Source organism: Pseudomonas tructae (assembly GCF_004214895.1).
Taxonomy (GTDB): Bacteria; Pseudomonadota; Gammaproteobacteria; order Pseudomonadales; family Pseudomonadaceae; genus Aquipseudomonas; species Aquipseudomonas tructae.
Window position 1 is genome coordinate 704,891 of record NZ_CP035952.1, and the last position, 26,307, is coordinate 731,197.

Sequence of the window (26,307 nt, forward strand, 5' to 3'; positions counted from 1 at the left end):
CTCAGGTTTTAGATGTTCTAGTTGGCGCGCGATCATACCGGAGTTGGTCAAAATGTGAACAACCATTTGCCGGTTGCCACGCCAACGGCTGCCGCTTTTGCACAGAAACTCCAGAACCCGCGCTGTCGCTCTGTGTCGAACGGTCTAGGCTGACAAATCTCCATCCGCTTTCGTCAACTTGCCCGAGGACGTCGCATGTCTCAGGAACCGTTCGCTCGTGACGCAGAGGTGGCCGCTTTTCGCACCGCTGTGCTGGATAAATTGACCTACGCGGTCGGCAAGGACCCGGAGCACGCCTTCGACCACGACTGGTTCGAAGCCATTGCCCTGGCCGCCCGCGATCACATGGTCGATCACTGGATGGACCACACCCGGCAGATCTACCGCAAAAGCCAGAAGCGCGTGTACTACCTGTCGCTGGAGTTCCTCATCGGCCGCCTGCTGTACGACAGCCTGAGCAACCTGGGCTTGCTGGATGTCGCCCGCGAGGCGCTGGACGGGCTCAACGTCGACCTTGAGCGCATCCGTCTACTGGAGCCCGATGCGGCGCTGGGTAACGGTGGCCTGGGGCGCCTGGCGGCCTGTTTCATGGAGAGCATGTCGACCCTGGGCATTGCCGCCCATGGCTACGGTATTCGTTACGAGCATGGCCTGTTCCGCCAGGCGGTGGTCGATGGCTGGCAGCAGGAGCAGACCGAGAACTGGCTGGACTTTGGCAACCCCTGGGAGTTCGAGCGGGCCGAAGTGATCTATCCGATCAGCTTTGGCGGCAGCGTCGAAACCGTGCACGACACCGCAGGCCAGCCACGCCAGGTGTGGTGGCCGGCAGAGACCGTGCGCGCGGTGGCCTACGATACGCCGGTGGTCGGCTGGCGCGGCGCCAGCGTCAACACCTTGCGCCTGTGGCGGGCGCGGGCGCTGGAGGAACTGCACCTGGAGCGTTTCAACGCCGGCGACCATCTCGGTGCGGTGGCCGAAGTGGCGCGGGCCGAGAGTATCTCGCGGGTGCTGTACCCGGCCGACAGCACCGAGGCCGGCCAGGAGTTGCGCCTGCGCCAGGAGTATTTTTTTGTTTCTGCCTCGCTTCAGGACTTGCTGCGCCGGCACCTGAACATGCACGACAGCCTGCTCAACCTGCCGCAGCAAGCAGCGATCCAGCTCAACGATACCCACCCTTCGATTGCCGTTGCCGAGCTGATGCGCCTGCTGGTCGATCAGCACGAAGTGCCGTGGGACACCGCCTGGCAACTGACCGTCGAGACCCTGGCCTACACCAACCACACGCTCTTGCCCGAAGCCCTGGAGACCTGGCCGGTGGGCCTGATGGAGCGCATGCTGCCGCGGCACATGCAGATCATCTACCTGATCAACGCCTTTCATATTGATGCCTTGCGCGCCAAGGGCATCCATGACTTCGACGTGTTGCGGGCGGTTTCGCTGATCGAGGAAGACAACGGCCGGCGGGTGCGCATGGGGAATCTGGCGTTCCTCGGTTCGCACAGCGTCAACGGCGTGTCGGCGCTGCACAGCAAGCTGATGCGCAGCACGGTGTTCGCCGAAATGCACAAGCTCTACCCCGAGCGGATCAACAACAAGACCAACGGCATCACCTTCCGTCGCTGGTTGTTCCAGGCCAACCCGCAACTCACCGGCATGCTGGTCGAGGCCCTGGGCGCCGAGGTACTCGATGACCCGCAAGGGCGGCTGCGCGACCTTGAACCGTTTGCCGACAAGGCATCGTTCTGCAAGCAGTTCGCTGCCCAGCGCCTGCACAGCAAAAGGGCCCTGGCCAGCCTTATCCAGGAGCGCCTGGGCATCACCCTCAACCCCGAAGCGATGTTCGATGTGCAGGTCAAACGTATCCACGAGTACAAGCGGCAGTTGCTCAACCTGCTGCACACCGTGGCCCTGTACCAGGCGATCCGTGCCGAACCCGGCACCGGCTGGGCGCCGCGGGTGAAAATCTTCGCCGGCAAGGCCGCCGCCAGCTATCACCAGGCCAAGCTGATCATCAAACTGAGCAACGACATCGCCAAGGTGGTCAACAACGACCCGACCGTACGCGGCCTGCTAAAGGTGGTGTTCCTGCCCAACTACAACGTCAGCCTGGCCGAGAGCATTATCCCGGCGGCGGACCTCTCCGAGCAGATTTCCACCGCCGGTTACGAAGCCTCCGGCACCAGCAACATGAAGTTCGGCCTCAATGGCGCGCTGACCATTGGCACCCTGGACGGCGCCAACGTCGAGATGTGCGAGCAGGTGGGGGCGCAGAACATGTTCATCTTCGGCCTCACCTCCCAGCAGGTGGAGGCGCGCAAGCGCAGCGGTGATTTTGGCGCCAGTGCCGCGATCGGCGCCTCCCATCGGCTCAACGATGTGCTCCAGGCCATTCGCGGCGGCGTGTTTTCACCCGATGACCCGGCCCGCTACGTCGGCCTGGTCGATTCGTTGGTGGCCTATGACCGCTTTCTGTTGTGCGCCGATTTCGACGCTTATTGGGAGGCGCAGTTGCGCGTCGAAGCGCTGTGGCAGGAGCCCCGGCAGTGGTGGCGCATGGCGGTGCTCAACACCGCGCGCATGGGCTGGTTCTCCTCGGACCGGACCATCCGCGAGTACGCGACCGAAATCTGGAAAGCCCTCGACTAAGCTTCAAGGGCCGGCCCGGGAGGGGTGAACTCTCGGGCCGATGTGCCGTCTGATCGGCCAAGCGTGTCTGATTGCTCGCTAGCGCTTCACTCTCCCTGTAAACTGCGTGGGTTTTTATTACCCCCTTCCTTCGGAGCCTTACATGTCCCGCGTTACCCTGAGTCGCTATTTGATTGAGCAGACCCGCAGCAACAGTACCCCTGCCGATCTGCGCTTCCTGATCGAAGTGGTGGCGCGTGCGTGCAAGGAAATCAGCCACAACGTCTCCAAAGGCGCGCTGGGCGGTGTTCTGGGCAGCATGGGCACTGAAAACGTGCAGGGCGAAGTGCAGAAGAAGCTGGACGTGATCTCCAACGACATCCTGCTCGAAGCCAACGAGTGGGGCGGTCACCTGGCCGGCATGGCCTCCGAAGAGATGGACAACGCCTACCAGATCCCGGGCAAATACCCCAAAGGTGCCTACCTGCTGGTATTCGACCCGCTGGACGGCTCGTCGAACATCGACGTCAACGTCTCGGTCGGCACCATCTTCTCGGTACTGCGCTGCCCGAACGAATACCTGAGCCAGAACGAAAGCCTCAACGAGCAGGCCTTCCTGCAGCCAGGCACCAAGCAGGTTGCCGCCGGTTATGCGATCTACGGCCCGCAGACCATGCTGATCCTGACCCTGGGCAACGGTGTCAAAGGCTTCACCCTGGACCGCGAGCTGGGCAGCTTCGTGCTGACCCACGAGAACATCCAGGTGCCGGAAACCACCGCCGAATTCGCCATCAACATGTCCAACCAGCGTCACTGGGAAGCGCCTGTGACCCGCTATGTGGGCGAGCTGCTGGCCGGTGAGACCGGTCCGCTGAAAAAGAACTACAACATGCGCTGGATCGCCTCGATGGTTGCCGATGTGCACCGCATCCTCACCCGTGGCGGCCTGTTCATGTACCCGCGCGACGCCCGTGAGCCGTCCAAGCCGGGCAAGCTGCGCCTGATGTACGAAGCCAACCCGATGTCCTTCATCATCGAACAGGCCGGCGGTGCTTCCACCGACGGCAAACAGCGCATCCTCGACATCCAGCCAGAGAGCCTGCACCAGCGCGTGGCGGTGTTCCTGGGCTCCAAGCAGGAAGTCGAGCGCGTTACCGGTTATCACAAGGAGTAAATCATGCTCGCACCTTGGCAGCCTTTGCTGGAGTGGTGGTTTGGCTGGGGCACCAGCCCCCAGGATGTGGCTGACGAGAAGAGCACCTTGTGGTTCGGCAAGCACCACGACGACGAAGCGCGCGAGCGCTTCGGCGACCTGGTCGAGCAGGCGTTGGCCGGCGGCCTCGATGAGTGGCTGCAAAGCCCGCAGGGCTGGTTGGGCCTGGTGTTACTGCTCGACCAACTGCCGCGCATGATCCACCGCGACACACCGCGCGCCTTCGATGGCGACCGGCGTGCCCAGGTGCTGGTGATGCAGGGCCTGGACAAGGCCTGGGACTTCCAGCTGCTGCCGATCCAGCGGGTGTTCATCCTGCTGGTGCTGGAGCATGCCGAGGTGCTGGACTGGCAGAACATCAGCGTCAAGCGTTATCAGTTGCTGCTCGATGCCCAGCCCGAAGCCGATCGGCGCTTGTTCGAGGGTTTCCTCGACTACGCCGAGCAGCACCAGCGAGTGATTGCCCGCTTTGGCCGCTTCCCGCATCGCAACCTGGTTCTGAATCGGCCGAGTACCGATAAAGAGATGGATTTTCTGCTGGAGCCGGGCTCAAGGTTCTGAGTTGAATTCATCGCGGGGCAAGCCCGCTCCCACATATTCTGTAGGAGCGGGCTTGCCCCGCGATCAGTTTCAAATCAGATCCTGAAACTGCCCACCAGCTGCTTCAACCGATTGGCCTGATTCTCCAGGTCATTGCAGGCGCGCAAGGTTGTCTGCAGGTTCGCTACCCCTTCCTGATTCAGCGTATTGATCTCGGTGATGTCGACATTGATCGACTCGACCACGGCTGTCTGCTCTTCGGTGGCAGTGGCCACCGACTGGTTCATGCCGTCGATTTCACCAATGCGCTGGGTCACGCTGCCCAGCCGATCACCGGCCTGGTTGGCGATGCCGACGCTGTGCTGGCTGTGGCTCTGGCTTTGGGTCATGGTGCTGACCGCCACCTGGGCGCCGGCCTGCAGTTCTTCGATGATACGCTGGACCTGCTGCGCCGAGTCCTGGGTGCGGTGGGCGAGGTTGCGTACCTCGTCAGCCACCACGGCAAAGCCACGTCCGGCCTCACCGGCGCGGGCCGCTTCAATGGCGGCATTGAGGGCCAGCAGGTTGGTCTGTTGGGAGATCCCGCTGATTACCTCAAGAATCTGGCCGATGTTGACCGTGTTGGCATTGAGGGTCTCGATGTTGCTGCACGAGTCGCTGATCTTCTCCGACAGCTGGTTCATCACCTCGATGGTCTGCTCGACCACTTGCTGGCCTTGTTCGGCCAGGTTGCGTGCGTCGCTTGAGTGCTGCGAGGCGAGGGCGGCGTTCTGGGCGATTTCCTGGGCGGCGGCGCCCAGTTGGTTGATCGCGGCGGCAACACTGCTGGTGCGGCTCGACTGCTGGTCGGCATTATGGATCGAGGCGTTCGAGGCGCTGACCACACGCTGGGCCACTTCATTGACCTGGCCGGTGGCCGAGGCCACTTCGCGGATCGACTCGTGGATACGCTCGACGAAGCGGTTGAACGACTGGCCGAGGCTGCCGAACTCGTCCTGGCCATGGATGCGCAGGCGTCGGGTCAGGTCGCCTTCACCTTCGGCGATGTCGTGCATTGCCCGTCCCATCACATGCAGCGGCTCCATCAGCACGCGAATCAGCAGGCCGAGCAGGGCAATGATGATCAGCACAGCGATGACTGTGGCCACCACGGCAGAGGTGCGCAGTTCGCTGAGCATGGCGAAGGCGAAATCCTGGTCAAGCTCCAGCGCCACGTACCAGTCAGCCGAAGGCACACCGTTGACCTTGGTGAAGGTGATGAACTGCTGGTGGCCGTCACGTTCGGCTTCCTTCAGGCCGCTGCCGACCTGCGGGGTGGCTTGCGGGTAGGCGTCGCTGAGGTTTTTCAGCACCAGGTCGGCTTTGGGGTGCACGAGGATCTTGCCGGCGCCGTTGACGATGAAGGCCTGGCCGTGGCCGTCGAAGTTCAGTGCGTTGATGATTGCGCTGATGCTGTCCAGGTCAGTGTCCACGCCGTTGACGCCGATCAGTTGGCCCTGGTGCTGCACCGGGGTAGCCAGGGTGATCACCAGTTTGTTGGCGGATACCGAAATGTAGGGCTCGGTGACGATGGTCTGGCCAGCACCGGTGGCGGCCTTGTACCAGCCGCGAACCCTTGGATCGTAATCGGCGGCGCGATTACCCAGCGGTACCGATTGCATGTAGCCGTCCTGGCCACCGAAGTAGGTCAGCAGAAAATTGCTGCCGTAGACCGGCAGGTTCAGGCTGCGCGTCAGGCTGTCTTTGTTGGCGCCATCGACGGCGACCTGCTGGGACAACGACTGCAGAAGCTGCATGCGGCTTTGCAGCCAGGTCTGGATGTTGCTGCTGGTCAGGCTGCCGAGCTCCTGCATCGAGGCTTCGGTGTTGCTGCGCAGGGTCTGGCGCTGGCGGTAGTCGTTGAACAGGATGAAGCAGGTGAAGGCGACAGCGACCACCAGGGCGGCGGCGAGCAGAATCTTGTGGCTGAACTTCAGGTTTTTTGTCATTGCGAGGTCTGTCTGCACAAGGCGGGTCAACGGGTGGGGCGCGGCAATCGGTCGCAGCGCCTTCCTATGTCGTCCGTTATGGGCAAAAGATTAATAGCAGAACCCACCAGTCGACCAATGGCGGGGGTTTGACGTCAACAAAGCCTTGGTGCTCGGGAACCGGAGGGGCTTTTTCCCTTCTAAGCTGTCGGTAGGCCATCGCGCCTGCACCCTCATGTCCAGGAGTGACCTTTCATGTCGTTGCGTTCCCTCGCCCTGCTGTCCTTGTGCGTGTTCCTTACTGCGTGCAACAAGATCAACCAGGAAAACTACTCACAGCTCAAGTCCGGCATGACCAAGGTCGAGGTCGAGAAACTGCTGGGCGCGCCGACCGATTGCTCGGGCGCACTGGGCATGTCCAGCTGCACCTGGGGCGACGAGAAATCCTTCATCAGCATCCAGTACGCCGCTGACAAAGTGCTGATGTATTCCGGGCAGGGCTTGAAATGAAGCGATTGCAACTGCTGCTGGTGTTGTGTGCCGGGTTGATCCTGGGCGGCTGCGCCAGCTCTGGCGCGGGCTCGCTTGCGCCGAAAACGGTCGAGCGGGTCGACCTCAAGCGCTATCAGGGCAAGTGGTATGAACTGGCGCGCTTGCCGATGTACTTCCAGCGTGACTGCGCCCAGTCCGAAGCCCATTACAACTTGAAGCCCGATGGTAGCGTCGGCGTGCTCAACCGCTGCCGCACCCTTGCCGGTGAATGGCAGGAGGCCAGTGGCACGGCAACGGCGCAAGTGCCGGGCAAGACCGACAAGCTCTGGGTGGAGTTCGACAACTGGTTCTCGACCTTGCTGCCGGGGGTTGCCAAGGGCGACTACTGGATCCTCTATGTCGATGACAAATACCAGACCGCGCTGGTCGGCAATCCCGATCGAAAGTACCTGTGGATACTTTCGCGTACCCCGACCATCCCGGCGTTGCAGCGCGAAAGCCTACTGGCCAAGGCGCGCCAGCAGGGTTATGACACCCAGCGGCTGATCTGGCGGGTGGCGGACAAGGACATGGTTGCGCACAAGCCCTGAGGTCCTTGTAGGAGCGGGCTTGCCCCGCGATGGCGCCATCAGCCCAACAGGCTGCGCAGCACATGCGCAAATGCCCGAGCGCTGTCTTCTTCCTGGGCATGGCGGCCCTGGCGCACGACCCACTGGCCGTTGACCATCACATCGCGCACCTGACGGTCACCACCGGCAAACAGCCAGCGGTTGAGGATACCATCGCCACTGGCTGTGGCCAGGTACGGGTCGTTGCCATCAAGCACCAGCCAGTCCGCACGTTTGCCCACTGCCAGTTCACCAATCGGCTGCCCCAGCGCTTGTGCGCCACCGCTCAAGGCGGCGTCGAACAGGGTACGGCCGACCATCGGCTGATCGCCACGATATAGCCGATTGCGCCGCTGGTCGCGCAGGCGCTGACCATACTCCAGCCAGCGCAATTCCTCGACCACGCTCAATGACACATGGCTATCGGAGCCGATACCCAAGCGTCCGCCCTGGGCCAGGTAGTCCACCGCCGGGAAAATACCGTCGCCCAGGTTGGCCTCGGTGGTCAGGCACAGGCCTGCAATTGCGCCGCTGCGGGCCATCAGGGTGACCTCGTCGGGCTCGGCGTGGGTGGCGTGCACCAGGCACCAGCGTTGATCGACTTCGGTGTTTTCATACAGCCACTGCAAAGGTCGGCGCCCGCTCCAGGCCAGGCAGTCGTCGACTTCTTTCTGCTGTTCAGCGATATGGATATGTACAGGGCACGCCCGGTCGCTGGCAGCCATGACCTGGGCGATCTGTTCCGGGGTTACCGCGCGCAGGGAGTGGAAGCACAGGCCCAGCGCTTGTGCGGGCTGCGCGGCGAGCAACGGCGCCAGACGCGCCTGCAGGTCGAGGTATTGTTGTGTGCTGTTGATAAAGCGCCGCTGGCCTTCGTTGGGCGTTTGCCCGCCGAAGCCCGAGTGGCTGTAGAGCACGGGCAGCAGGGTCAGGCCGATGCCGCTTGCGCGGGCGGCGGCACTGATGCGCAGGGACAGTTCCGCAGGGTCGGCGTAAGCCTGGCCTTGGGTGTCATGGTGAACATAATGGAATTCTGCGACCGAGGTATAGCCGGCTTTGAGCATCTCGATGTACAGCTGGCGGGCGATGACCTCTAGCTGTTCAGGGCTGATCTTGCCGACCAGACGGTACATCAGCTCGCGCCAGGTCCAGAAGCTGTCATTGGGGTTGCCGGCCACTTCCGCAAGCCCGGCCATGGCGCGCTGAAAGGCGTGCGAGTGCAGGTTGGGCATGCCTGGCAGCAATGGCCCGGCCAGGCGCTCGGTGCCTGCGGCCGATGCGTTGGCCTGGATACTGGTCAGCAGGCCGTCGGCGCCGACCTCGATTCGGACGTTTTCGGCCCAGCCTGTAGGCAGCAAAGCACGTTCGGCAAAGAAGACGGACATCGGCGCAGCACCTCGTTGTGATTATTTGTATATACATATACAGACGTTTGCCTGCTGGGTAAACTCCGGCAAGCTACCGTTCATTCAACCGAACAAGGATATTTTCCGTGCCGACACCTCCTGTCTCCGCGCTGGTTGCCCAGATGGGCGAGGGTCCGGCGCCGCTGTACGCCCGGGTCAAACAAATGATCGCCCAGCAGATCCAGAATGGCAGCTGGCCGCCGCATCATCGGGTGCCGTCTGAGAGCGAGCTGGTCAACCAGCTGGGCTTCAGCCGCATGACCATCAACCGCGCCCTGCGTGAGCTGACCGCCGAAGGTCTGCTGGTGCGCATGCAAGGCGTCGGTACGTTCGTGGCCGAGCCCAAGACCCGTTCAGCCTTGTTCGAGGTCAATAACATAGCCGATGAAATCGCCGCCCGTGGCCACCAGCATACTTGCCAGGTGGTCATTCTCGCCGAAGAGGCCGCGGGCTCCGAGCGGGCCCTGGCCCTGGACATGCGTGAAGGTCAAAGGGTGTTCCACTCGTTGATCGTGCATTACGAGAACGACGTTGCCGTACAAATCGAAGACCGCTTCGTCAATGCCGCCGTGGCGCCCGATTACCTGCGCCAGGACTTCACCCGGCAGACGCCCTATGCCTACCTGTCACAGGTGGCGCCCCTGACCGAGGGCGAGCATGTGGTCGAAGCGATCCTCGCCGAGCCGGAGGAATGCCGCCTGCTGCAAATCGAACAGGGCGAGCCGTGCCTGCTGATCCGCCGCCGTACCTGGTCGGGCCGTCAGCCGGTGACTGCCGCTCGTCTGATTCACCCCGGATCCCGTCATCGTCTTGAAGGACGCTTCAGCAAATGAGCCAGTTGCAGGTATTACGCGCCAAAGACTATCCCCGCATGCCCTGGAAGAACGGCGGTGGCAGTACCGAAGAAATCACCCGCGATGCCGGAGTCGGCCTGGATGGCTTTGGTTGGCGCCTGTCGATTGCCGATATCAGCGAGTCGGGAGGTTTTTCCAGTTTTGCCGGGTATCAGCGGATCATCACTGTGCTGGAGGGCGAGGGCATGCGCCTGCAGGTTGACGGCCAGCCAACGCGGCCGCTGCTGCCGTTCGATGCCTTCGCCTTCAGCGGTGAGAGCCAGGTCAGTTGCAGCCTGCTCGGGGGCTCGATTCGCGACTTCAACCTGATCTATTCCCCCGAGCGTTACTGTGCTCGCCTGCAGTGGCTCGATGGTAGTCAGCGGGTGTTCAGTTCGGCCTCGACCCTGCTGTTGTTCGCCGTGGCCGCTCAGGTCGAGGTGGTGCTGGACGAAAGCGCGCAGTTGCTCGGGCGTCATGATTGCCTGCACCTGGAGGGCAACCAGGGCCTGCGGACCTTGAACATTCAGGGGCGTTGCTGCCTGATCGAGTTGACCCCGCGCTGACGTTGTTACACCTCGGCCGCACACTGCGGCCGGGGCTGTTACCGATTGACCCAAAGTGGTGCAACGCCACTGGTCCCCTTGACTTGACCGTTCATCTCCCCTGAATTTTTTTATCGCGCCACAGCCCGCGCACTGCGGGGCTCTAGCACCTGCCTTGGCAGCGCTTTAGCGACGTCGGAGGGGAGTTGGCATTTCAATTGCCTATGCTTGTACATACAAGTAAAGATGTGTTTGTATAAGCGCCATGACCCACCCAATGCCTGGGTTGCTCTGGACCGATCGCTGAGGAGCTATTTCCGTGACTGACAACAATTTCAAGAAATTCCGTGACGTCGAAATCCGCGCAGCGCGCGGCAACAAGCTGACCGCCAAAAGCTGGCTGACTGAAGCGCCGTTGCGCATGCTGATGAACAACCTCGACCCGGAAGTCGCCGAAAACCCGAAAGAGCTGGTGGTCTACGGCGGTATCGGCCGTGCCGCGCGTAACTGGGAGTGCTACGACAAGATCGTCGAGAGCCTGACCAACCTGAACGACGACGAGACCCTGCTGGTGCAGTCCGGCAAGCCGGTCGGCGTGTTCAAGACCCACAGCAACGCCCCACGCGTGCTGATCGCCAACTCCAACCTGGTGCCGCACTGGGCCAACTGGGAACACTTCAACGAACTGGATGCCAAGGGCCTGGCCATGTACGGTCAGATGACCGCCGGTAGCTGGATCTACATCGGCAGCCAGGGCATCGTTCAAGGCACCTATGAAACCTTCGTCGAAGCCGGTCGCCAGCACTACAACGGCAGCCTCAAGGGCAAGTGGGTACTGACCGCAGGCCTCGGCGGCATGGGCGGCGCGCAGCCACTGGCGGCAACGCTTGCCGGTGCTTGCTCGCTGAACATCGAATGCCAGCAGAGCCGTATCGACTTCCGCCTGAGCAGCCGTTACGTCGACGAGCAAGCCAAGGACCTGGATGACGCCCTGGCACGCATCGCCAAGTACACCGCCGAAGGCAAGGCCATCTCCATCGCCCTGCTGGGCAACGCTGCTGAAATCCTGCCTGAGCTGGTCAAGCGTGGCGTGCGTCCGGACATGGTCACCGACCAGACCAGCGCCCACGACCCACTCAACGGTTACCTGCCAGCCGGCTGGACCTGGGAGCAATACCGCGACCGCGCGCAGACCGAGCCGGCCGCTGTGGTCAAGGCTGCCAAACAGTCCATGGCCGTACACGTTCAAGCCATGCTGGATTTCCAGAAGCAAGGCATCCCGACCTTCGACTACGGCAACAACATCCGTCAAATGGCCAAGGAAGAGGGCGTGAGCAATGCCTTCGACTTCCCAGGCTTCGTCCCGGCTTACATCCGTCCGCTGTTCTGCCGCGGTATCGGTCCGTTCCGTTGGGCTGCGCTGTCGGGCAACGCCGAAGACATCTACAAGACCGACGCCAAGGTCAAGGAACTGATCGCCGACGACGCCCACCTGCACAACTGGCTGGACATGGCCCGCGAGCGCATCAGCTTCCAGGGCTTGCCAGCACGTATCTGCTGGGTCGGCCTGGGTCTGCGTGCCAAGCTTGGCCTTGCGTTCAACGAAATGGTGCGCAGCGGCGAGTTGTCGGCACCGATCGTCATCGGCCGCGATCACCTGGACTCCGGCTCCGTCTCCAGCCCGAACCGTGAAACCGAATCGATGCAAGATGGCTCCGATGCCGTCTCCGACTGGCCGCTGCTCAACGCCCTGCTCAACACCGCCAGTGGCGCGACCTGGGTGTCCCTGCACCACGGTGGTGGCGTTGGCATGGGCTTCTCCCAGCACTCGGGCATGGTCATTGTCTGCGACGGTACAGATGAAGCGGCCGAGCGTATCGCTCGCGTACTGCACAACGACCCGGCCACCGGTGTCATGCGTCACGCCGATGCCGGTTATCAGATCGCCATCGATTGTGCGAAGGATCAAGGCTTGAACCTGCCGATGATCACCGGCTGATCTTCGTTAAATAGTTGATACTGATATCTATGCAGGCGCATACGCCTCACGAGTACGGAGCATTAACGTGACTGAATTGACCCTCAAGCCTGGCACCCTGACCCTGGCGCAACTGCGTGCGATCTACCAGCAGCCGGTGAAGCTCAAGCTCGATGCCAGCGCTAACCAGCAGATCGACGCCAGCGTCGCCTGTGTCGAGCAGATTCTTGCGGAGAACCGCACCGCCTACGGCATCAACACCGGTTTCGGCCTGCTGGCCTCGACCCGTATCGCCAGCCACGACCTGGAAAACCTCCAGCGTTCGCTGGTGCTGTCCCACGCCGCAGGCGTTGGCCAACCAATCGATGATGCCCTGGTACGGCTGATCATGGTGCTCAAGGTCAACAGCCTGAGCCGTGGTTTCTCGGGCATCCGCCGCAAGGTGATTGACGCGCTGATCGCGCTGATCAACGCCGAAGTCTATCCACACATTCCGCTCAAGGGTTCGGTCGGCGCTTCTGGCGACCTCGCTCCGCTGGCACACATGTCGCTGGTACTGCTCGGTGAAGGCAAGGCCCGCCACAACGGCCAATGGTTGTCGGCCACCGAAGCCCTGGCGGTTGCCGGCCTTGAGCCGCTGACCCTGGCGGCCAAGGAAGGTCTGGCACTGCTCAACGGTACCCAGGCATCCACTGCCTATGCCTTGCGCGGCCTGTTCGAAGGCGAAGACCTGTTCGCCGCCGCAGCCTCTATCGGCGCCCTGACCGTGGAAGCCGTGCTCGGCTCGCGCTCGCCATTCGATGCCCGTATCCACGAAGCCCGTGGCCAACGTGGGCAGATCGATGTTGCGGCCTGCTACCGCGACCTGCTCGGTGACGGCAGCGAAGTGTCTGCTTCCCATGAGAACTGCGGCAAAGTCCAGGACCCGTACTCGCTGCGTTGCCAGCCACAGGTCATGGGCGCCTGCCTGACCCAGCTGCGCCAGGCCGCCGATGTACTGGTGGTCGAAGCCAACGCGGTGTCCGACAACCCGCTGGTGTTCGCGGCCGAAGGTGACGTGATTTCCGGCGGTAACTTCCACGCCGAACCGGTCGCCATGGCTGCCGACAACATGGCCCTGGCCATCGCTGAAATCGGTTCGCTCAGTGAGCGCCGCATTTCGCTGATGATGGACAAGCACATGTCCCAGCTGCCTCCGTTCCTGGTTGCCAATGGCGGGGTCAACTCCGGCTTCATGATTGCCCAGGTTACCGCTGCGGCCCTGGCCAGCGAGAACAAGGCCCTGGCGCATCCGCACAGCGTCGACAGCCTGCCGACCTCGGCCAACCAGGAAGACCACGTGTCGATGGCCCCGGCTGCCGGCAAGCGTCTGTGGGAAATGGCCGAGAACACCCGTGGTGTGCTCGCCGTGGAATGGCTGGCTGCGGCGCAAGGCCTGGATCTGCGCGAAGGCCTGAAGACTTCGCCGAAGCTGGAGCAGGCGCGTCAGACCTTGCGTGGCAAGGTCGCCTTCTACGAGAAAGACCGCTTCTTCGCTCCGGACATCGAGGCGGCCATCGCCCTGCTGGCCGAAGGCCAACTGACCGGCCTGCTGCCGGCCAAGGTCCTGCCTAGCCTGTAATCCCCCAAGGGGTGGCTGCGAGCGACTTCGCGGGGCAAGCCCGCTCCTACTGTGGGAGCGGGCTTGCCCCGCGATGGTCGATGAAGCAGCTCAATCATTTTCACGACCAGAACAACAATAAGGACGTGACATGCAACAAACTCAAGGTTTGAAGCGCGGGCTTACCGCGCGTCACATTCGCTTCATGGCACTGGGCTCGGCGATCGGCACCGGGTTGTTTTACGGTTCCGCCTCGGCCATCCAGATGGCTGGACCGGCAGTACTGCTGGCCTACCTGATCGGTGGTGCAGCGGTGTTCATGGTTATGCGCGCGCTGGGTGAAATGGCCGTGCACAACCCGGTGGCCGGCTCCTTCGGTCATTACGCCAGCACCTACCTGGGGCCGATGTCGGGGTTCATCCTCGGCTGGACCTATGCCTTTGAAATGATCATCGTCTGTCTGGCCGACGTCACCGCCTTCGGCATTTATATGGGCTTCTGGTTTCCGGAAGTGGCGCGCTGGATCTGGGTGCTGGGCATCGTCTTCCTGATCGGCGGCCTGAACCTGTGTAACGTCAAGGTGTTCGGCGAGATGGAGTTCTGGCTGTCGCTGCTCAAGGTCGGCGCCATCGTCGCGATGATCCTCGCAGGCTTCGGCATCATGGCCTTCGGCCTGAGCAATGCCGGTGCCGACAACGCCGTGGGCGTCAGCAACCTGTTCGAGCATGGTGGCTTCATGCCCAACGGTGTTAGTGGCCTGATCGCGTCGTTTGCCGTGGTGATGTTTGCCTTCGGCGGCATCGAGATCATCGGCATCACCGCCGGTGAAGCGAAGGATCCGCAGCGCGTCATCCCCAAGGCGATCAACGCCGTGCCGATGCGCATCCTGCTGTTCTATGTGCTGACCCTGTTCGTGCTGATGTGCCTGTACCCATGGCCGCAGATTGGCAGCCAGGGCAGCCCGTTCGTGCAGATCTTCAGCAACCTGGGGATCGGCTCGGCGGCGACCGTGCTGAACATCGTGGTGATCTCGGCGGCGATCTCGGCCATCAACAGCGACATCTTCGGCGCCGGGCGCATGATGTACGGTCTGGCCCAGCAAGGGCAGGCGCCTAGAGGCTTTGCCAAGATCTCCCGTCACGGCGTGCCGTGGATGACCGTAGTGGTCATGGGGGCAGCCTTGCTCGGCGGCGTGGTGCTCAACTACCTGATCCCGGAAAACGTCTTCCTGCTGATTGCCTCGATCGCCACCTTCGCAACCGTCTGGGTCTGGCTGATGATCCTGGTGACCCAGGTCGCCATGCGTCGCAGCATGAGCCGTGACGAAGTCGCCCAGCTGAAATTCCCGGTACCGTTCTGGCCTTATGGCCCGGCCGCAGCGATTGCCTTCATGCTGTTCGTCTTCGGCGTGCTCGGGTACTTCCCTGATACCCAGGCAGCACTGTTGGTGGGTGTGGTCTGGGTGCTGTTCCTGGTGGTGGCCTACAAGCTCTGGTGCAAGCCGCAGGTGGTTGCCAGCGCGCAGCCGCTGGTGCAGGAACCTACTCAACTCTGATCAAGGAGATTCTGGATGAAAACCCTCTGGCAGCATTGCCATGTGGCAAGCATGGCGCAAGGCGCCTACTCGATCATCGAGGATGCGGCGATCGTCACCAGCGCCGGCCGTATCGAGTGGATCGGCCCGCGCCAGCAGCTGCCGGATCTGGTCGCTGACAGAACCGTGGACCTGGGCGGCGCCTGGGTCACTCCGGGGTTGATCGACTGCCATACTCACGCGGTGTTCGGCGGCAACCGCAGCGGCGAGTTCGAACAGCGCCTGCAAGGGGTCAGTTATGCCGAGATCGCCGCCCAGGGTGGCGGCATTGCCAGCACCGTGCGCGCTACCCGTGCAGCCAGCGAGGACGAATTGTTCGCCAGCGCCCGCCAGCGCGTGCAGGCGCTGATGCGCGATGGCGTCACCACGCTGGAGATCAAGTCTGGTTATGGCCTGGACCTGGCCAGCGAGCGCAAGCTGCTCAAGGTCATCCGCCGCCTGGGCGAGGAGCTGCCATTGACCGTGCGCAGCACCTGCCTGGCCGCCCATGCCTTGCCGCCGGAGTACAAGGATCGGGCTGACGACTACATCAGCCATATCTGCGATGAAATGCTCCCGGCCCTGGCTGCCGAGGGGCTGGTGGACGCCGTCGATGCCTTCTGTGAGTACCTGGCATTTTCGCCGGCCCAGGTCGAACGGGTATTCATCAAGGCGCGTGAGTTGGGGCTGCCGGTCAAGTTACATGCCGAACAACTGTCGTCCCTGGCCGGCTCCAGCCTGGCAGCACGCTACCAGGCGCTGTCGGCCGATCATCTGGAGTTCATGACCGAAGACGACGCCATCGCCATGGCGGCGGCCGGCACCGTGGCGGTGCTGCTGCCCGGTGCCTTCTACTTCCTGCGTGAAACCCAGTTGCCGCCGATGGACGCCCTGCGCAAGCATGGAGTGAAGATTGCTATCGCCAGTGATCTCAATCCGGGGACTTCGCCGGCGCTGTCCTTGCGCCTGATGCTGAACATGGCGTGCACCCTGTTCCGCATGACTCCGGAAGAAGCCCTGGCCGGTGTTACCCAGCATGCGGCAACAGCCTTGGGCCTGGGCGACAGCCACGGTTCGCTGGAGGTGGGCAAGGTCGCCGATTTCGTCGCCTGGCAGATTGAACGACCGGCCGACCTGGCCTACTGGCTCGGTGGCGACCTGCCCAAGCGGGTGGTGCGCCTGGGCCATGAACTATTCAATTAAGAGAGGGCCTATGGACAAGGTACTGAATTTTCACCAGGGCACGCTGCCGCTGCTGATCAGCATGCCCCACGCCGGCGTACGCCTGACCTCGATGGTGCAGGATGGTCTGGTCGAGCAGGCGCAAAGCCTGCCGGACACCGACTGGCACATTCCAACGCTGTACGACTTTGCCCGCACGCTGGGTGCCAGCGTGGTCGCGGCCGAGTATTCGCGTTTCGTCATCGACCTGAACCGCCCGGACGACGACAAGCCGCTGTACGTCGGTGCCACCACCGGCCTGTACCCGGCGACCCTGTTCGAGGGCGAGCCGCTGTTCAAGGACGGCAAGGTGCCGACAGAGCAGGAGCGGGCAGGGTACCTGGAAGCGATCTGGCGGCCCTACCATGACACCCTGCGCAACGAACTGGAGCGCCTGCGCGAGCAGTTTGGCTATGCCTTGCTGTGGGATGCCCACTCGATCCGCTCGCACATCCCGCACCTGTTCGACGGCAAGCTGCCAGACTTCAACCTCGGCACCTTCAATGGCGCCAGTTGTGATCCGCAGTTGGCGCAAAGGCTGCAGGGCGTGTGTGCGAAATTTGACCAGTACAGCCATGTACTCAATGGTCGTTTCAAGGGTGGGCACATTACCCGGCACTATGGCGACCCGGCCAATCATATCCATGCAGTGCAGCTGGAGCTGGCGCAGAGTACCTATATGGAAGAGGTCGAGCCGTTCAAGTATCGCGAGGATCTGGCTGCTCCAACCCAGGTGGTGTTGAAGCAATTGCTGGAGACGGTATTGGCGTGGGGCAAGGAGCGCTATTCACGCTGATTCTGCGGCGCCTGCATCGCGGGGCAAGCCCGCTCCCACAGAAATGTAGGAGCGGGCTTGACCCGCGATGAGGCCCCAAAGCCATCACAGGTACATGCTCAAAGCGCAATTCAGGTTTATGATGCCCAACGGCAGAATAATTCCCACACGGAGTGCGTAATGCAGACCTTGTACCCACAGATCAAACCTTACGCCCGGCACGATCTGGCCGTGGAAGCACCGCATGTGTTGTACGTCGATGAAAGCGGTTCGCCGGAGGGTCTGCCGGTGGTGTTCATCCATGGTGGCCCGGGGGCCGGCTGCGATGCCCAAAGCCGCTGCTATTTCGATCCCAACCTGTACCGCATCATTACCTTCGATCAGCGTGGCTGCGGCCGTTCGACCCCCCATGCCAGCCTGGAAAACAACACCACCTGGCACCTGGTCGAAGACCTTGAGCGCATCCGCAAGCACCTGGGCATCGAAAAATGGGTACTGTTCGGTGGCTCCTGGGGCTCGACCCTGGCCCTGGCTTATGCCCAGACCCACCCCGAGCGTGTGCATGGCCTGATCCTGCGCGGTATCTTCCTGTGCCGCCCGCAAGAGATCGAATGGTTCTACCAGGCTGGCGCCAGCCGCCTGTTTCCCGACTACTGGCAGGACTACATCGCACCGATTCCGGCCGAAGAGCGTGGCGACCTGGTCAAGGCCTTCCACAAGCGCCTGACTGGCAACGACCAAATTGCCCAGATGCATGCCGCCAAGGCGTGGTCGACCTGGGAAGGGCGCACCGCGACCCTGCGGCCCAACCCGCTGGTGGTCGATCGCTTCTCCGAGCCGCAGCGCGCGCTGTCGATCGCCCGCATCGAATGCCACTACTTCACCAACAATGCCTTCCTGGAGTCGAACCAGCTGATCCGCGACATGCCGAAGATCGCCCATCTGCCGGCGGTGATCGTGCATGGCCGCTACGACGTGATCTGTCCGCTGGACAATGCCTGGGAGCTGCATCAGGCCTGGCCCAACAGTGAACTGAAGGTGATTCGCGACGCAGGTCACGCGGCTTCCGAGCCGGGTATCACCGATGCGCTGGTGCGTGCCGCCGACCAGATGGCCCGGCGTCTGCTCGACCTGCCTCTGGAAGAAGCATGAAGGGTTTGCTGCAACGGGCGCGCGGCGCGCGGGTAGATGTCGAGGGCAAGACCGTTGGCGCGATCGACCAGGGCCTGCTGGTGCTGGTCGCGGTCGAGCCTGGCGATACCCGGGTCCATGCCGACAAACTGTTGCACAAGCTGCTCAATTATCGGGTGTTCAGCGATGCCGAGGGCAAGATGAACCTGTCGCTCAAGGACATCGGCGGCGGTCTGTTGCTGGTGTCGCAGTTCACCCTGGCCGCCGATACCCAGAGTGGCCTGCGCCCAAGCTTCTCGACGGCGGCGCCACCGGCGCTGGGCGCCGAACTTTTCGACTATTTGCTGGCTCAGGCCCATGCGCAGCACGCGACGGTTGCCAGTGGTCAGTTCGGGGCTGACATGCAGGTGCACCTGGTCAATGATGGCCCGGTAACATTTATGTTACAAATATGATGGCAAAAAACCCCTGTTTGCGGCAAAACAAGGGGTTTTCCAGCAGAAATAGTTTGTTCCGCCTGATGCGTTGTAACGCGGCCTGCTGGATAATCGCGCGCTATGTGAGCCTGTGTTCGCAGGTTCGTTTCACTCTGACTTGAGACTGTCCGGAACCGTTTGGGGAATCATTGCGCCCTTTCGGAGTCCGAACAGTGCTCGCCAACCTGGCATATGTCGCTGGCCGTTGGTTTTATGATCTGTTTTCGGCGAGGGTTGCTCGTGATTGTAAGTCCCTGTAATGCACCAAGAACTCCCGGCATTCGGTTGCGCAAGGCCCTGTTGGCAGGCGCAACGCTGGTAAGCCTGCTCGGCGCAGGCCAGCTCTGGGCGTTCAACCTTGACGATGTCGCGGCCAAGGCAAAGGATCTTGCCGGACAAAAGTACGAGGCGCCGAAAAGCAATCTGCCGGCGGTGTTCCGTGACATGAAGTACGCGGACTACCAGAAAATCCGCTTCCTCAATGAAAAAGCCGAGTGGGCCAAGGACAAGACGCCGTTCAAGCTGTCCTTCTACCACCAGGGCATGCATTTCGACACGCCGGTCAAGATCAACGAAATCACCGCGAAAGCCGTGAAAGAGATCAAATACGACCCGAGCCGCTTCGACTTCGGCGACCTGCAGTTCGACGCCAAGGCCACCGAGAAGCTGGGGTACGCCGGTTTCCGCGTGCTCTACCCGATCAACAAGGCCGACAAGCAGGATGAAATCATGACCCTGCTGGGCGCCAGCTATTTCCGCGTGGTCGGCAAGGGCCATGTGTATGGCTTGTCCGCCCGTGGCCTGGCCATCGACACCGCGCTGCCGTCGGGTGAAGAGTTCCCACGCTTCAGCGAGTTCTGGATCGTGCGTCCCAAAGCCACCGACAAGCAACTGGTGATCTACGCCCTGCTTGATTCGCCGCGCTCCACCGGCGCCTACCGCCTGACCCTGCGTCCGGGCAGCGACACCATTGTCGACGTGCAGTCCAAGGTGTTCCTGCGCGACCACGTCAGCCGCCTGGGTATTGCCCCGCTGACCAGCATGTTCCTGTTCGGTGGCAACCAGCCGTCCAAGGTGCTCAACTACCGTCCGGCCCTGCACGACTCCGAAGGCCTGTCGATCCACGCCGGCAACGGCGAGTGGCTGTGGCGCCCGCTGAACAACCCGAAACACCTGGCCGTGAGCAACTTCAGCGTCGAGAACCCGCGTGGTTTCGGCCTGCTGCAACGTCAACGTGAATTCAGCCAGTTCGAAGACCTCGACGACAACTACCAGAAGCGTCCAAGCGCCTGGATCGAGCCGGTCGGTGACTGGGGCAAGGGTACCGTCGATCTGGTCGAGATCCCGACTGCCGACGAAACCAACGACAATATCGTGGCGTTCTGGAGCCCGGAGAAACTGCCGGAGCCAGGTACCCCGTTCGAATACGCCTACCGCTTGCACTGGACCATCGACGAGTCCGAGCTGCACTCGCCGAAACTGGGCTGGGTCAAGCAGACCCTGCGCTCGACCGGTGACGTCAAGCAGTCCAACCTGATTCGTCAGGCCGATGGCAGCGTTGCCTTCCTGGTCGACTTCGAAGGTCCGGTACTGAGCGAGCTGCCGGCAGACACCGCCGTGCGTAGCCAGGTCAGCGTCGGCGACAACGCCGAGGTGGTCGAGAACAACCTGCGCTACAACCCGGAAATCAAAGGCTGGCGCCTGACCCTGCGGTTGAAGGTCAAGGATCCGAGCAAGTCCGTGGAAATGCGCGCTGCCCTGCTGCGTGACGTTCCGGTCGAGCCGGCCAAGCCTGCCAAACCAAGCAAGCAGGACAAGGCTGCGGCCAAACACGCCAAGGCTGAAAAGCCTGCCGAGCAACCTGCCGCCGACGCGGCGTCCACCACCGGGGCACCGGCCACCACCGAACAGGTGCTGACCGAGACCTGGAGCTATCAGTTGCCTGCCGATGAGTAATGCTCAAACCCGGCCAGAATCGCTCAGCGAGTACCTGGCCCACCTGCCACTGAGCGACGAACAGCGCGCCGAACTCGCCCGCTGCACGTCGTTCAGTGAGCTGCACCAACATCTGTCTGCCCAGCCGGACGCCAACGCTGCCGAGGCCGTCCAGGCCTCGGTGGGCGAGCGCCTGCACCTGGCCAGCGCTGAAGAACTGCAAGACGCCGAGATGCTCGCGGTCGATGGCAGCGGTCGGGTGTGCCTCAAGGCCACCCCGCCAATTCGTCGCACCCGGGTCATTCCCGAGCCGTGGCGGACCAATATTCTGATCCGCGCCTGGCGCCGCCTGACCGGCCGCACCAACGCGCCGGCACCAGAAAAGCGCGAGCTACCCAAGGCGCGCTGGCGCTGGGTCGGCTCGATGCGCCGCTACATCCTGCTGGCGCTGATGCTTGGTCAGACTATCGTCGCCGGCTGGTACATGAAGGGCATCCTGCCGTACCAGGGCTGGTCGTTCGTCGACCTTGACGAAGTCATGCACCAACCGTTGATGCAGACCGCCTCGCAAGTCTGGCCGTATGCATTGCAGACCAGCATCCTGGTCCTCTTCGGCATCCTGTTCTGCTGGGTCTCGGCGGGTTTCTGGACCGCATTGATGGGCTTTCTGGAGCTGCTCACCGGGCGGGACAAGTACCGTATCTCCGGCAGCAGCGCCGGCAACGAACCGATCGAAGCCGGTGCCCGCACCGCGATCGTCATGCCGATCTGCAACGAAGACGTGCCACGAGTATTCGCGGGCCTGCGGGCGACGTTCGAGTCGGTCGCCGCGACCGGTGACCTCGACCGTTTTGACTTCTTCGTGCTCAGCGACACCAACGACACCGACATCGCCGTGGCCGAGCAACAGGCCTGGCTGGAAGTCTGCCGTGAGGCCAAGGGCTTCGGGCGGATTTTCTACCGTCGCCGTCGTCGCCGGGTCAAACGCAAGAGCGGCAACCTCGACGACTTCTGCCGTCGCTGGGGTGGCGACTACCGCTATATGGTAGTGCTCGACGCCGACAGCGTGATGAGCGGCGAATGCCTGACCAGCCTGGTGCGCCTGATGGAGGCCAACCCGGACGCCGGGATCATCCAGACCGCGCCCAAAGCCTCGGGCATGGACACCCTGTATGCGCGCATGCAGCAGTTCGCCACCCGCGTCTACGGCCCACTGTTCACCGCCGGCCTGCACTTCTGGCAGCTCGGTGAGTCGCACTACTGGGGTCATAACGCGATCATCCGCATGAAGCCCTTCATCGAGCACTGCGCCCTGGCGCCGTTGCCGGGCAAGGGTGCCTTTGCCGGTGCGATCCTCTCCCACGACTTCGTTGAAGCGGCGCTGATGCGCCGGGCTGGCTGGGGCGTGTGGATTGCCTATGACCTGCCGGGCAGCTACGAAGAACTGCCGCCGAACCTGCTCGACGAGCTCAAGCGCGACCGGCGCTGGTGCCACGGCAACCTGATGAACTTCCGCCTGTTCCTGGTCAAGGGCATGCACCCGGTGCACCGTGCGGTGTTCCTCACCGGGGTGATGTCGTACCTGTCGGCGCCGTTGTGGTTCTTCTTCCTGGTGCTGTCGACCGCATTGCTGGCGACCAACACCCTGATGGAGCCGCAGTACTTCCTGGAACCCCGCCAGCTCTATCCGTTGTGGCCGCAGTGGCACCCGGAGAAGGCCATCGCGCTGTTCTCCACCACCATCGTGCTGCTGTTCCTGCCCAAGCTGCTCAGCGTCATCCTGATCTGGGCCAAGGGCGCGAAGGAGTTTGGCGGGCGCTTCAAGGTGACCGTGTCGATGCTGCTGGAGATGCTCTTCTCCATGCTCCTGGCACCGGTGCGGATGATCTTCCACACCCGTTTCGTGCTCGCCGCGTTCCTCGGCTGGGCCGCGACCTGGAACTCGCCGCAGCGTGACGACGACTCCACCCCGTGGAGCGAAGCGGTACGCCGCCATGGTCCGCAAACCCTGCTGGGCGTGGCCTGGGCGTTGCTGGTGGCATGGCTGAACCCAAGCTTCCTGTGGTGGCTGGTACCGATCGTAGGTTCCTTGATGCTGTCGATCCCGGTTTCGGTGATCTCCAGCCGCGTGCACCTGGGCCTGCGGGCCAAGGACGAAAGCCTGTTCCTGATTCCCGAGGAATACGCCACCCCGCAGGAGCTGCTGGCCACCGACCAGTACACCCACGAGAACCGCTGGCATGCCATGCACGACGGTTTCGTGCGTGCTGTGGTCGACCCGCAGCAGAACGCCCTGGCATGTGCCCTGGCCACTGCACGCCACGGTGTCGCCGCGCCGATCGAGACGCTGCGTGCCGAGCGTATCGCCAAGGCCCTGGAGGTTGGCCCTGGCGGCCTGGACGGTAATACCCGGCTGGCCCTGCTCAGCGATCCAGTAGCACTGGCGCGCCTGCACACGGCGGTCTGGGCCGAGCAGAACGAGGCGTGGCTGGGTGTCTGGCGTCAGTCGATCGCCAACGATCCGCACTCGCCGTTGCTGCCCCTGCATCCGGAGCCTTCCGTGCAGCCTGTGCTGGCCAGTGCCTGACTGATCGCGGGGCAAGCCCATCCCACAGTCCACACTGTGGGAGCGGGCTTGCCCCGCGATTGGTTTCAGCCCTTTTTCCGATACCCACAACGCTGTCCATGCGTTAGCATCCCTCCCCGAATATCTCGCACCCGTCTGAGTAGGACGGTTCGCACTAAAAATAAAATTCGAGCTTTCTTGCTGGGGGATCTGGTGATGATTAAGAAGTATCTGTCGATGCTGCTGGTCGGCGTCACGGCGCTTGTTGCGGTCAATGCCGCCCAGGCGGCCGGTGCCATTGATGAGGCAGTCAAGCGTGGCACCCTGCGAGCAGGTATGGACCCTACCTACATGCCGTTCCAGATGACTAACAAGCGTGGCGAGATCGTCGGCTTCGAAGTCGATATCCTCAAGGCCATGGCCAAGTCCATGGGCGTCAAGCTGGAGATGGTCTCCACTTCCTACGATGGCATCATCCCGGCCCTGATGACCGACAAGTTCGACATCATCAGCAGCGGCATGACCCTGACCCAGGAACGCAACCTCAAGCTGAACTTCAGCGAACCCTTCATCGTTGTCGGTCAGACCCTGCTGATCCGCAAGGAGCTGGCGGGCGAGATCAAGTCCTACAAAGACCTGAACAACGAGAAGTACCGCCTGACCTCCAAGCTCGGCACCACCGGTGAGATGGTCGCCAAGAAGCTGATCGGCAAGGCCAAGTACCACGGCTACGATAACGAGCAGGAAGCGGTGATGGACGTGGTCAACGGCAAGGCCGACGCCTTCGTCTACGACGCGCCTTACAACGTTGTGGCGGTGAACAAGGCCGGCGCAGGCAAGCTGCTGTTCCTCGACAAGCCGTTCACCTTCGAGCCTTTGGCCTTCGGCCTGAAGAAGGGCGACTACGACAGCCTCAACTTCATCAACAACTTCCTGCACCAGATCAAGCACGACGGTACCTACGATCGAATCCACGACAAGTGGTTCAAGGACACCGCCTGGCTCAAGGACATGGAATAAGGCCACGGCAGCACGCCTGGCTTGAAACCCGACGCGCAGGCTACGCCCTGCGCGTTCGCTTTTACGGAAGTACCCTCACGTGATCAAACACAAGAAAGCCCAGTGGCCCTGGCACGGGTTGACCGCGCTGGTCCTGATCGGCCTGGCGATCAGCCTGTATTACGCGACCTCGATGATTTCCTACGAGTGGCGCTGGAACCGGGTGCCGCAATACTTCGCCTACCAGGCGGAAGTCGCTCAGCGCATCAGTGAAAACGGCACCATCGAAGCCATCGTCAGCAAGGGCGACATGGCCAGCGTCACCGTACGTGACGAGAGCGGCGGCGAGCAGGTCTTCGAGGTCGAGCAAGCCAGCGTGCAGTTGTCGCGCGGCGACGATGTGGCCGAAGGCGACCTGATCGGCGTTACCCATCACTGGGCGGCCGGCCCGCTGGCCTGGGGCCTGTGGACCACGGTGTGGATCTCGGTCGCCTCTGGCGTGCTGGGGCTCTTGATCGGCCTGTTTGCCGGGCTCTGCCGGCTGTCGAACAACCCGACCCTGCGTGACCTGTCGACGGTCTACGTCGAGCTGGTGCGCGGCACACCGCTGCTGGTGCAGATTTTCATCTTCTACTTCTTCATCGGTACCGTGCTCAACCTGTCCCGGGAGTTTGCCGGGGTGGCGGCGCTGGCGCTGTTTACCGGTGCCTATGTCGCCGAGATCGTTCGTGCAGGCGTGCAGTCGATCGCCAAGGGTCAGGGTGAGGCTGCCCGCTCGCTGGGCCTGAGCGCCGGCCAGTCGATGCGCCACGTGGTGCTGCCGCAAGCCTTCAAGCGCGTGCTGCCACCCTTGGCCGGGCAGTTCATCAGCCTGGTCAAGGACACCTCGCTGGTCTCGGTGATCGCCATCACCGAACTGACCAAAAGCGGTCGCGAGGCGATCACCACCTCGTTCTCGACGTTCGAGATCTGGTTCTGCGTCGCCGGCCTGTACCTGTTGATCAACCTGCCGCTGTCGCACATGGCCAGCCGGCTTGAGCGGAGGCTTGCGCAAAGTGATTGAAGTCCGTGACCTGGTAAAAGTCTTCGACACCCGTGGGCAGGTCGTGCGCGCGGTGGATCACGTCAGCACCGACGTGGCCAAGGGCGAAGTGCTGGTGGTGCTCGGCCCTTCGGGCTCGGGCAAGTCGACGTTTTTGCGCTGCCTGAACGGCCTGGAGTCGTTCGATGAAGGCACCGTGGCCATCGACGGCCTGCAACTGGCCGACCCGAAGACCGACGTCAACGCCTACCGCCGTGAAGTCGGCATGGTGTTCCAGCATTTCAACCTGTTCCCGCACATGACCGTGCTGGAGAACCTGTGTCTTGCGCAGAAGGTTGTGCGCAAGCGCGGCAAGGCCGAGCGCGAGGCCAAGGCCCGGGCCTTGCTGGAGAAGGTTGGTATCGCTCAGAAGGCCAATGAGTACCCGTCGCGCCTGTCCGGTGGTCAACAGCAGCGGGTGGCGATCGCCCGCGCCCTGGCCATGGACCCCAAGGTGATGCTGTTCGATGAGCCGACCTCGGCGCTCGACCCGGAGATGGTCGGCGAAGTGCTGGATGTGATGAAGACCCTGGCTCTGGAAGGCATGACCATGGTTTGCGTTACCCACGAAATGGGCTTTGCCCGGGAAGTGGCGGACCGGGTGCTGTTCTTCGACCATGGCAAGCTGCTGGAAGATTCGCCGCCTGAGGCGTTCTTCACCTCGCCCAAGGACCTGCGCGCTCAGGCGTTTTTGCGTCAGGTACTTTGAGGCCGTATCGCGGGGCAAGCCCGCTCCCACAGAG

General features: G+C 62.6%; 21 protein-coding genes and 1 pseudogene. 19 read left to right on the forward strand and 3 right to left on the reverse strand.

The features are described 5' to 3' along the window. The first annotated feature begins 195 nt into the window (after nucleotides 1-195). The 3 genes from EXN22_RS03275 to EXN22_RS03285 all read left to right on the forward strand — a co-directional run bounded on the left by EXN22_RS03275 (nucleotide 196) and on the right by EXN22_RS03285 (nucleotide 4,399). Nucleotides 196-2,646: a glycogen/starch/alpha-glucan phosphorylase gene (locus tag EXN22_RS03275; RefSeq protein WP_130262602.1), complete on the forward strand. Its 2,451-nt coding sequence runs from the start codon at nucleotides 196-198 to the stop codon at nucleotides 2,644-2,646. Nucleotides 2,647-2,788: 142 nt separating this feature from the next. After that, nucleotides 2,789-3,799, forward strand: coding sequence for a class 1 fructose-bisphosphatase (locus EXN22_RS03280; RefSeq protein ID WP_130262604.1), 1,011 nt, complete (start codon nucleotides 2,789-2,791; stop codon nucleotides 3,797-3,799). Between the two features lie 3 nt (nucleotides 3,800-3,802). Then, on the forward strand, nucleotides 3,803-4,399 hold the full coding sequence (locus EXN22_RS03285; protein ID WP_130262606.1) for a DUF924 family protein: 597 nt from the start codon (nucleotides 3,803-3,805) through the stop codon (nucleotides 4,397-4,399). 74 nt (nucleotides 4,400-4,473) lie between these two features. Here the strand turns inward: EXN22_RS03285 and EXN22_RS26570 are convergent, their stop codons facing one another. Further along, a complete protein-coding gene (locus EXN22_RS26570; RefSeq protein ID WP_407691957.1) occupies nucleotides 4,474-5,304 on the reverse strand; it encodes a methyl-accepting chemotaxis protein in 831 nt (276 codons plus the stop codon). 72 nt (nucleotides 5,305-5,376) lie between these two features. Beyond that, nucleotides 5,377-6,366: pseudogene (locus EXN22_RS26575) on the reverse strand (cache domain-containing protein); the annotation flags it as partial. A 234-nt stretch (nucleotides 6,367-6,600) separates the two neighbouring features. On the opposite strand from EXN22_RS26575, the gene bamE reads away from it, so the two are divergent. Beyond that, nucleotides 6,601-6,855, forward strand: a complete 255-nt coding sequence (bamE, locus tag EXN22_RS03295) for an outer membrane protein assembly factor BamE domain-containing protein (RefSeq protein WP_130262610.1) — start codon at nucleotides 6,601-6,603, stop codon at nucleotides 6,853-6,855. Then, nucleotides 6,852-7,427, forward strand: a complete 576-nt coding sequence (locus EXN22_RS03300) for a lipocalin family protein (protein ID WP_130262612.1) — start codon at nucleotides 6,852-6,854, stop codon at nucleotides 7,425-7,427. Before bamE ends, EXN22_RS03300 begins: the two co-directional genes overlap by 4 nt. Nucleotides 7,428-7,465: 38 nt before the next feature. Here the strand turns inward: EXN22_RS03300 and EXN22_RS03305 are convergent, their stop codons facing one another. Then, nucleotides 7,466-8,830 (reverse strand): formimidoylglutamate deiminase, encoded by a 1,365-nt coding sequence (locus EXN22_RS03305; RefSeq protein WP_130262614.1) that lies wholly within the window; start codon nucleotides 8,828-8,830, stop codon nucleotides 7,466-7,468. A 143-nt stretch (nucleotides 8,831-8,973) separates the two neighbouring features. Here EXN22_RS03305 and hutC point away from each other — a divergent pair, with 143 nt between their 5' ends. The 14 genes from hutC (at nucleotide 8,974) to EXN22_RS03375 (ending at nucleotide 26,273) form a co-directional block, all read left to right on the forward strand. After that, nucleotides 8,974-9,684, forward strand: coding sequence for a histidine utilization repressor (gene hutC / locus EXN22_RS03310; protein ID WP_177414056.1), 711 nt, complete (start codon nucleotides 8,974-8,976; stop codon nucleotides 9,682-9,684). Then, nucleotides 9,681-10,250: a HutD/Ves family protein gene (locus EXN22_RS03315; RefSeq protein ID WP_130262618.1), complete on the forward strand. Its 570-nt coding sequence runs from the start codon at nucleotides 9,681-9,683 to the stop codon at nucleotides 10,248-10,250. The genes hutC and EXN22_RS03315 overlap by 4 nt, the downstream gene beginning before the upstream one ends. Nucleotides 10,251-10,548: 298 nt before the next feature. Next, nucleotides 10,549-12,228, forward strand: a complete 1,680-nt coding sequence (gene hutU, locus EXN22_RS03320; protein WP_130262620.1) for a urocanate hydratase — start codon at nucleotides 10,549-10,551, stop codon at nucleotides 12,226-12,228. Between the two features lie 67 nt (nucleotides 12,229-12,295). Continuing rightward, the gene (gene hutH / locus EXN22_RS03325) at nucleotides 12,296-13,828 is read left to right on the forward strand and encodes a histidine ammonia-lyase (RefSeq protein ID WP_130262622.1); all 1,533 of its coding nucleotides are present in this window, start codon (nucleotides 12,296-12,298) and stop codon (nucleotides 13,826-13,828) included. A 130-nt stretch (nucleotides 13,829-13,958) separates the two neighbouring features. Continuing rightward, on the forward strand, nucleotides 13,959-15,362 hold the full coding sequence (locus tag EXN22_RS03330; RefSeq protein ID WP_130262624.1) for an amino acid permease: 1,404 nt from the start codon (nucleotides 13,959-13,961) through the stop codon (nucleotides 15,360-15,362). A 15-nt stretch (nucleotides 15,363-15,377) separates the two neighbouring features. Continuing rightward, a complete protein-coding gene (hutI, locus tag EXN22_RS03335; protein WP_130262626.1) occupies nucleotides 15,378-16,583 on the forward strand; it encodes an imidazolonepropionase in 1,206 nt (401 codons plus the stop codon). A 10-nt stretch (nucleotides 16,584-16,593) separates the two neighbouring features. Next, the gene (gene hutG, locus EXN22_RS03340) at nucleotides 16,594-17,397 is read left to right on the forward strand and encodes an N-formylglutamate deformylase (protein ID WP_130262628.1); all 804 of its coding nucleotides are present in this window, start codon (nucleotides 16,594-16,596) and stop codon (nucleotides 17,395-17,397) included. Between the two features lie 159 nt (nucleotides 17,398-17,556). Next, nucleotides 17,557-18,528, forward strand: a complete 972-nt coding sequence (pip, locus tag EXN22_RS03345) for a prolyl aminopeptidase (protein ID WP_130262630.1) — start codon at nucleotides 17,557-17,559, stop codon at nucleotides 18,526-18,528. Continuing rightward, nucleotides 18,525-18,962 (forward strand): D-aminoacyl-tRNA deacylase, encoded by a 438-nt coding sequence (dtd, locus tag EXN22_RS03350; RefSeq protein WP_130262632.1) that lies wholly within the window; start codon nucleotides 18,525-18,527, stop codon nucleotides 18,960-18,962. Before pip ends, dtd begins: the two co-directional genes overlap by 4 nt. Before the next feature lie 261 nt (nucleotides 18,963-19,223). Next, nucleotides 19,224-20,939 (forward strand): glucan biosynthesis protein G, encoded by a 1,716-nt coding sequence (locus EXN22_RS03355; protein ID WP_130262634.1) that lies wholly within the window; start codon nucleotides 19,224-19,226, stop codon nucleotides 20,937-20,939. Beyond that, nucleotides 20,932-23,505, forward strand: a complete 2,574-nt coding sequence (gene mdoH, locus EXN22_RS03360) for a glucans biosynthesis glucosyltransferase MdoH (RefSeq protein ID WP_130262636.1) — start codon at nucleotides 20,932-20,934, stop codon at nucleotides 23,503-23,505. The genes EXN22_RS03355 and mdoH overlap by 8 nt, the downstream gene beginning before the upstream one ends. Before the next feature lie 198 nt (nucleotides 23,506-23,703). Continuing rightward, nucleotides 23,704-24,504, forward strand: coding sequence for a transporter substrate-binding domain-containing protein (locus EXN22_RS03365; RefSeq protein ID WP_165392270.1), 801 nt, complete (start codon nucleotides 23,704-23,706; stop codon nucleotides 24,502-24,504). 79 nt (nucleotides 24,505-24,583) lie between these two features. After that, a complete protein-coding gene (locus tag EXN22_RS03370; RefSeq protein WP_130262640.1) occupies nucleotides 24,584-25,546 on the forward strand; it encodes an amino acid ABC transporter permease in 963 nt (320 codons plus the stop codon). Next, the gene (locus tag EXN22_RS03375; protein ID WP_038999651.1) at nucleotides 25,539-26,273 is read left to right on the forward strand and encodes an amino acid ABC transporter ATP-binding protein; all 735 of its coding nucleotides are present in this window, start codon (nucleotides 25,539-25,541) and stop codon (nucleotides 26,271-26,273) included. Before EXN22_RS03370 ends, EXN22_RS03375 begins: the two co-directional genes overlap by 8 nt. The last annotated feature ends 34 nt before the right edge of the window (nucleotides 26,274-26,307 follow it).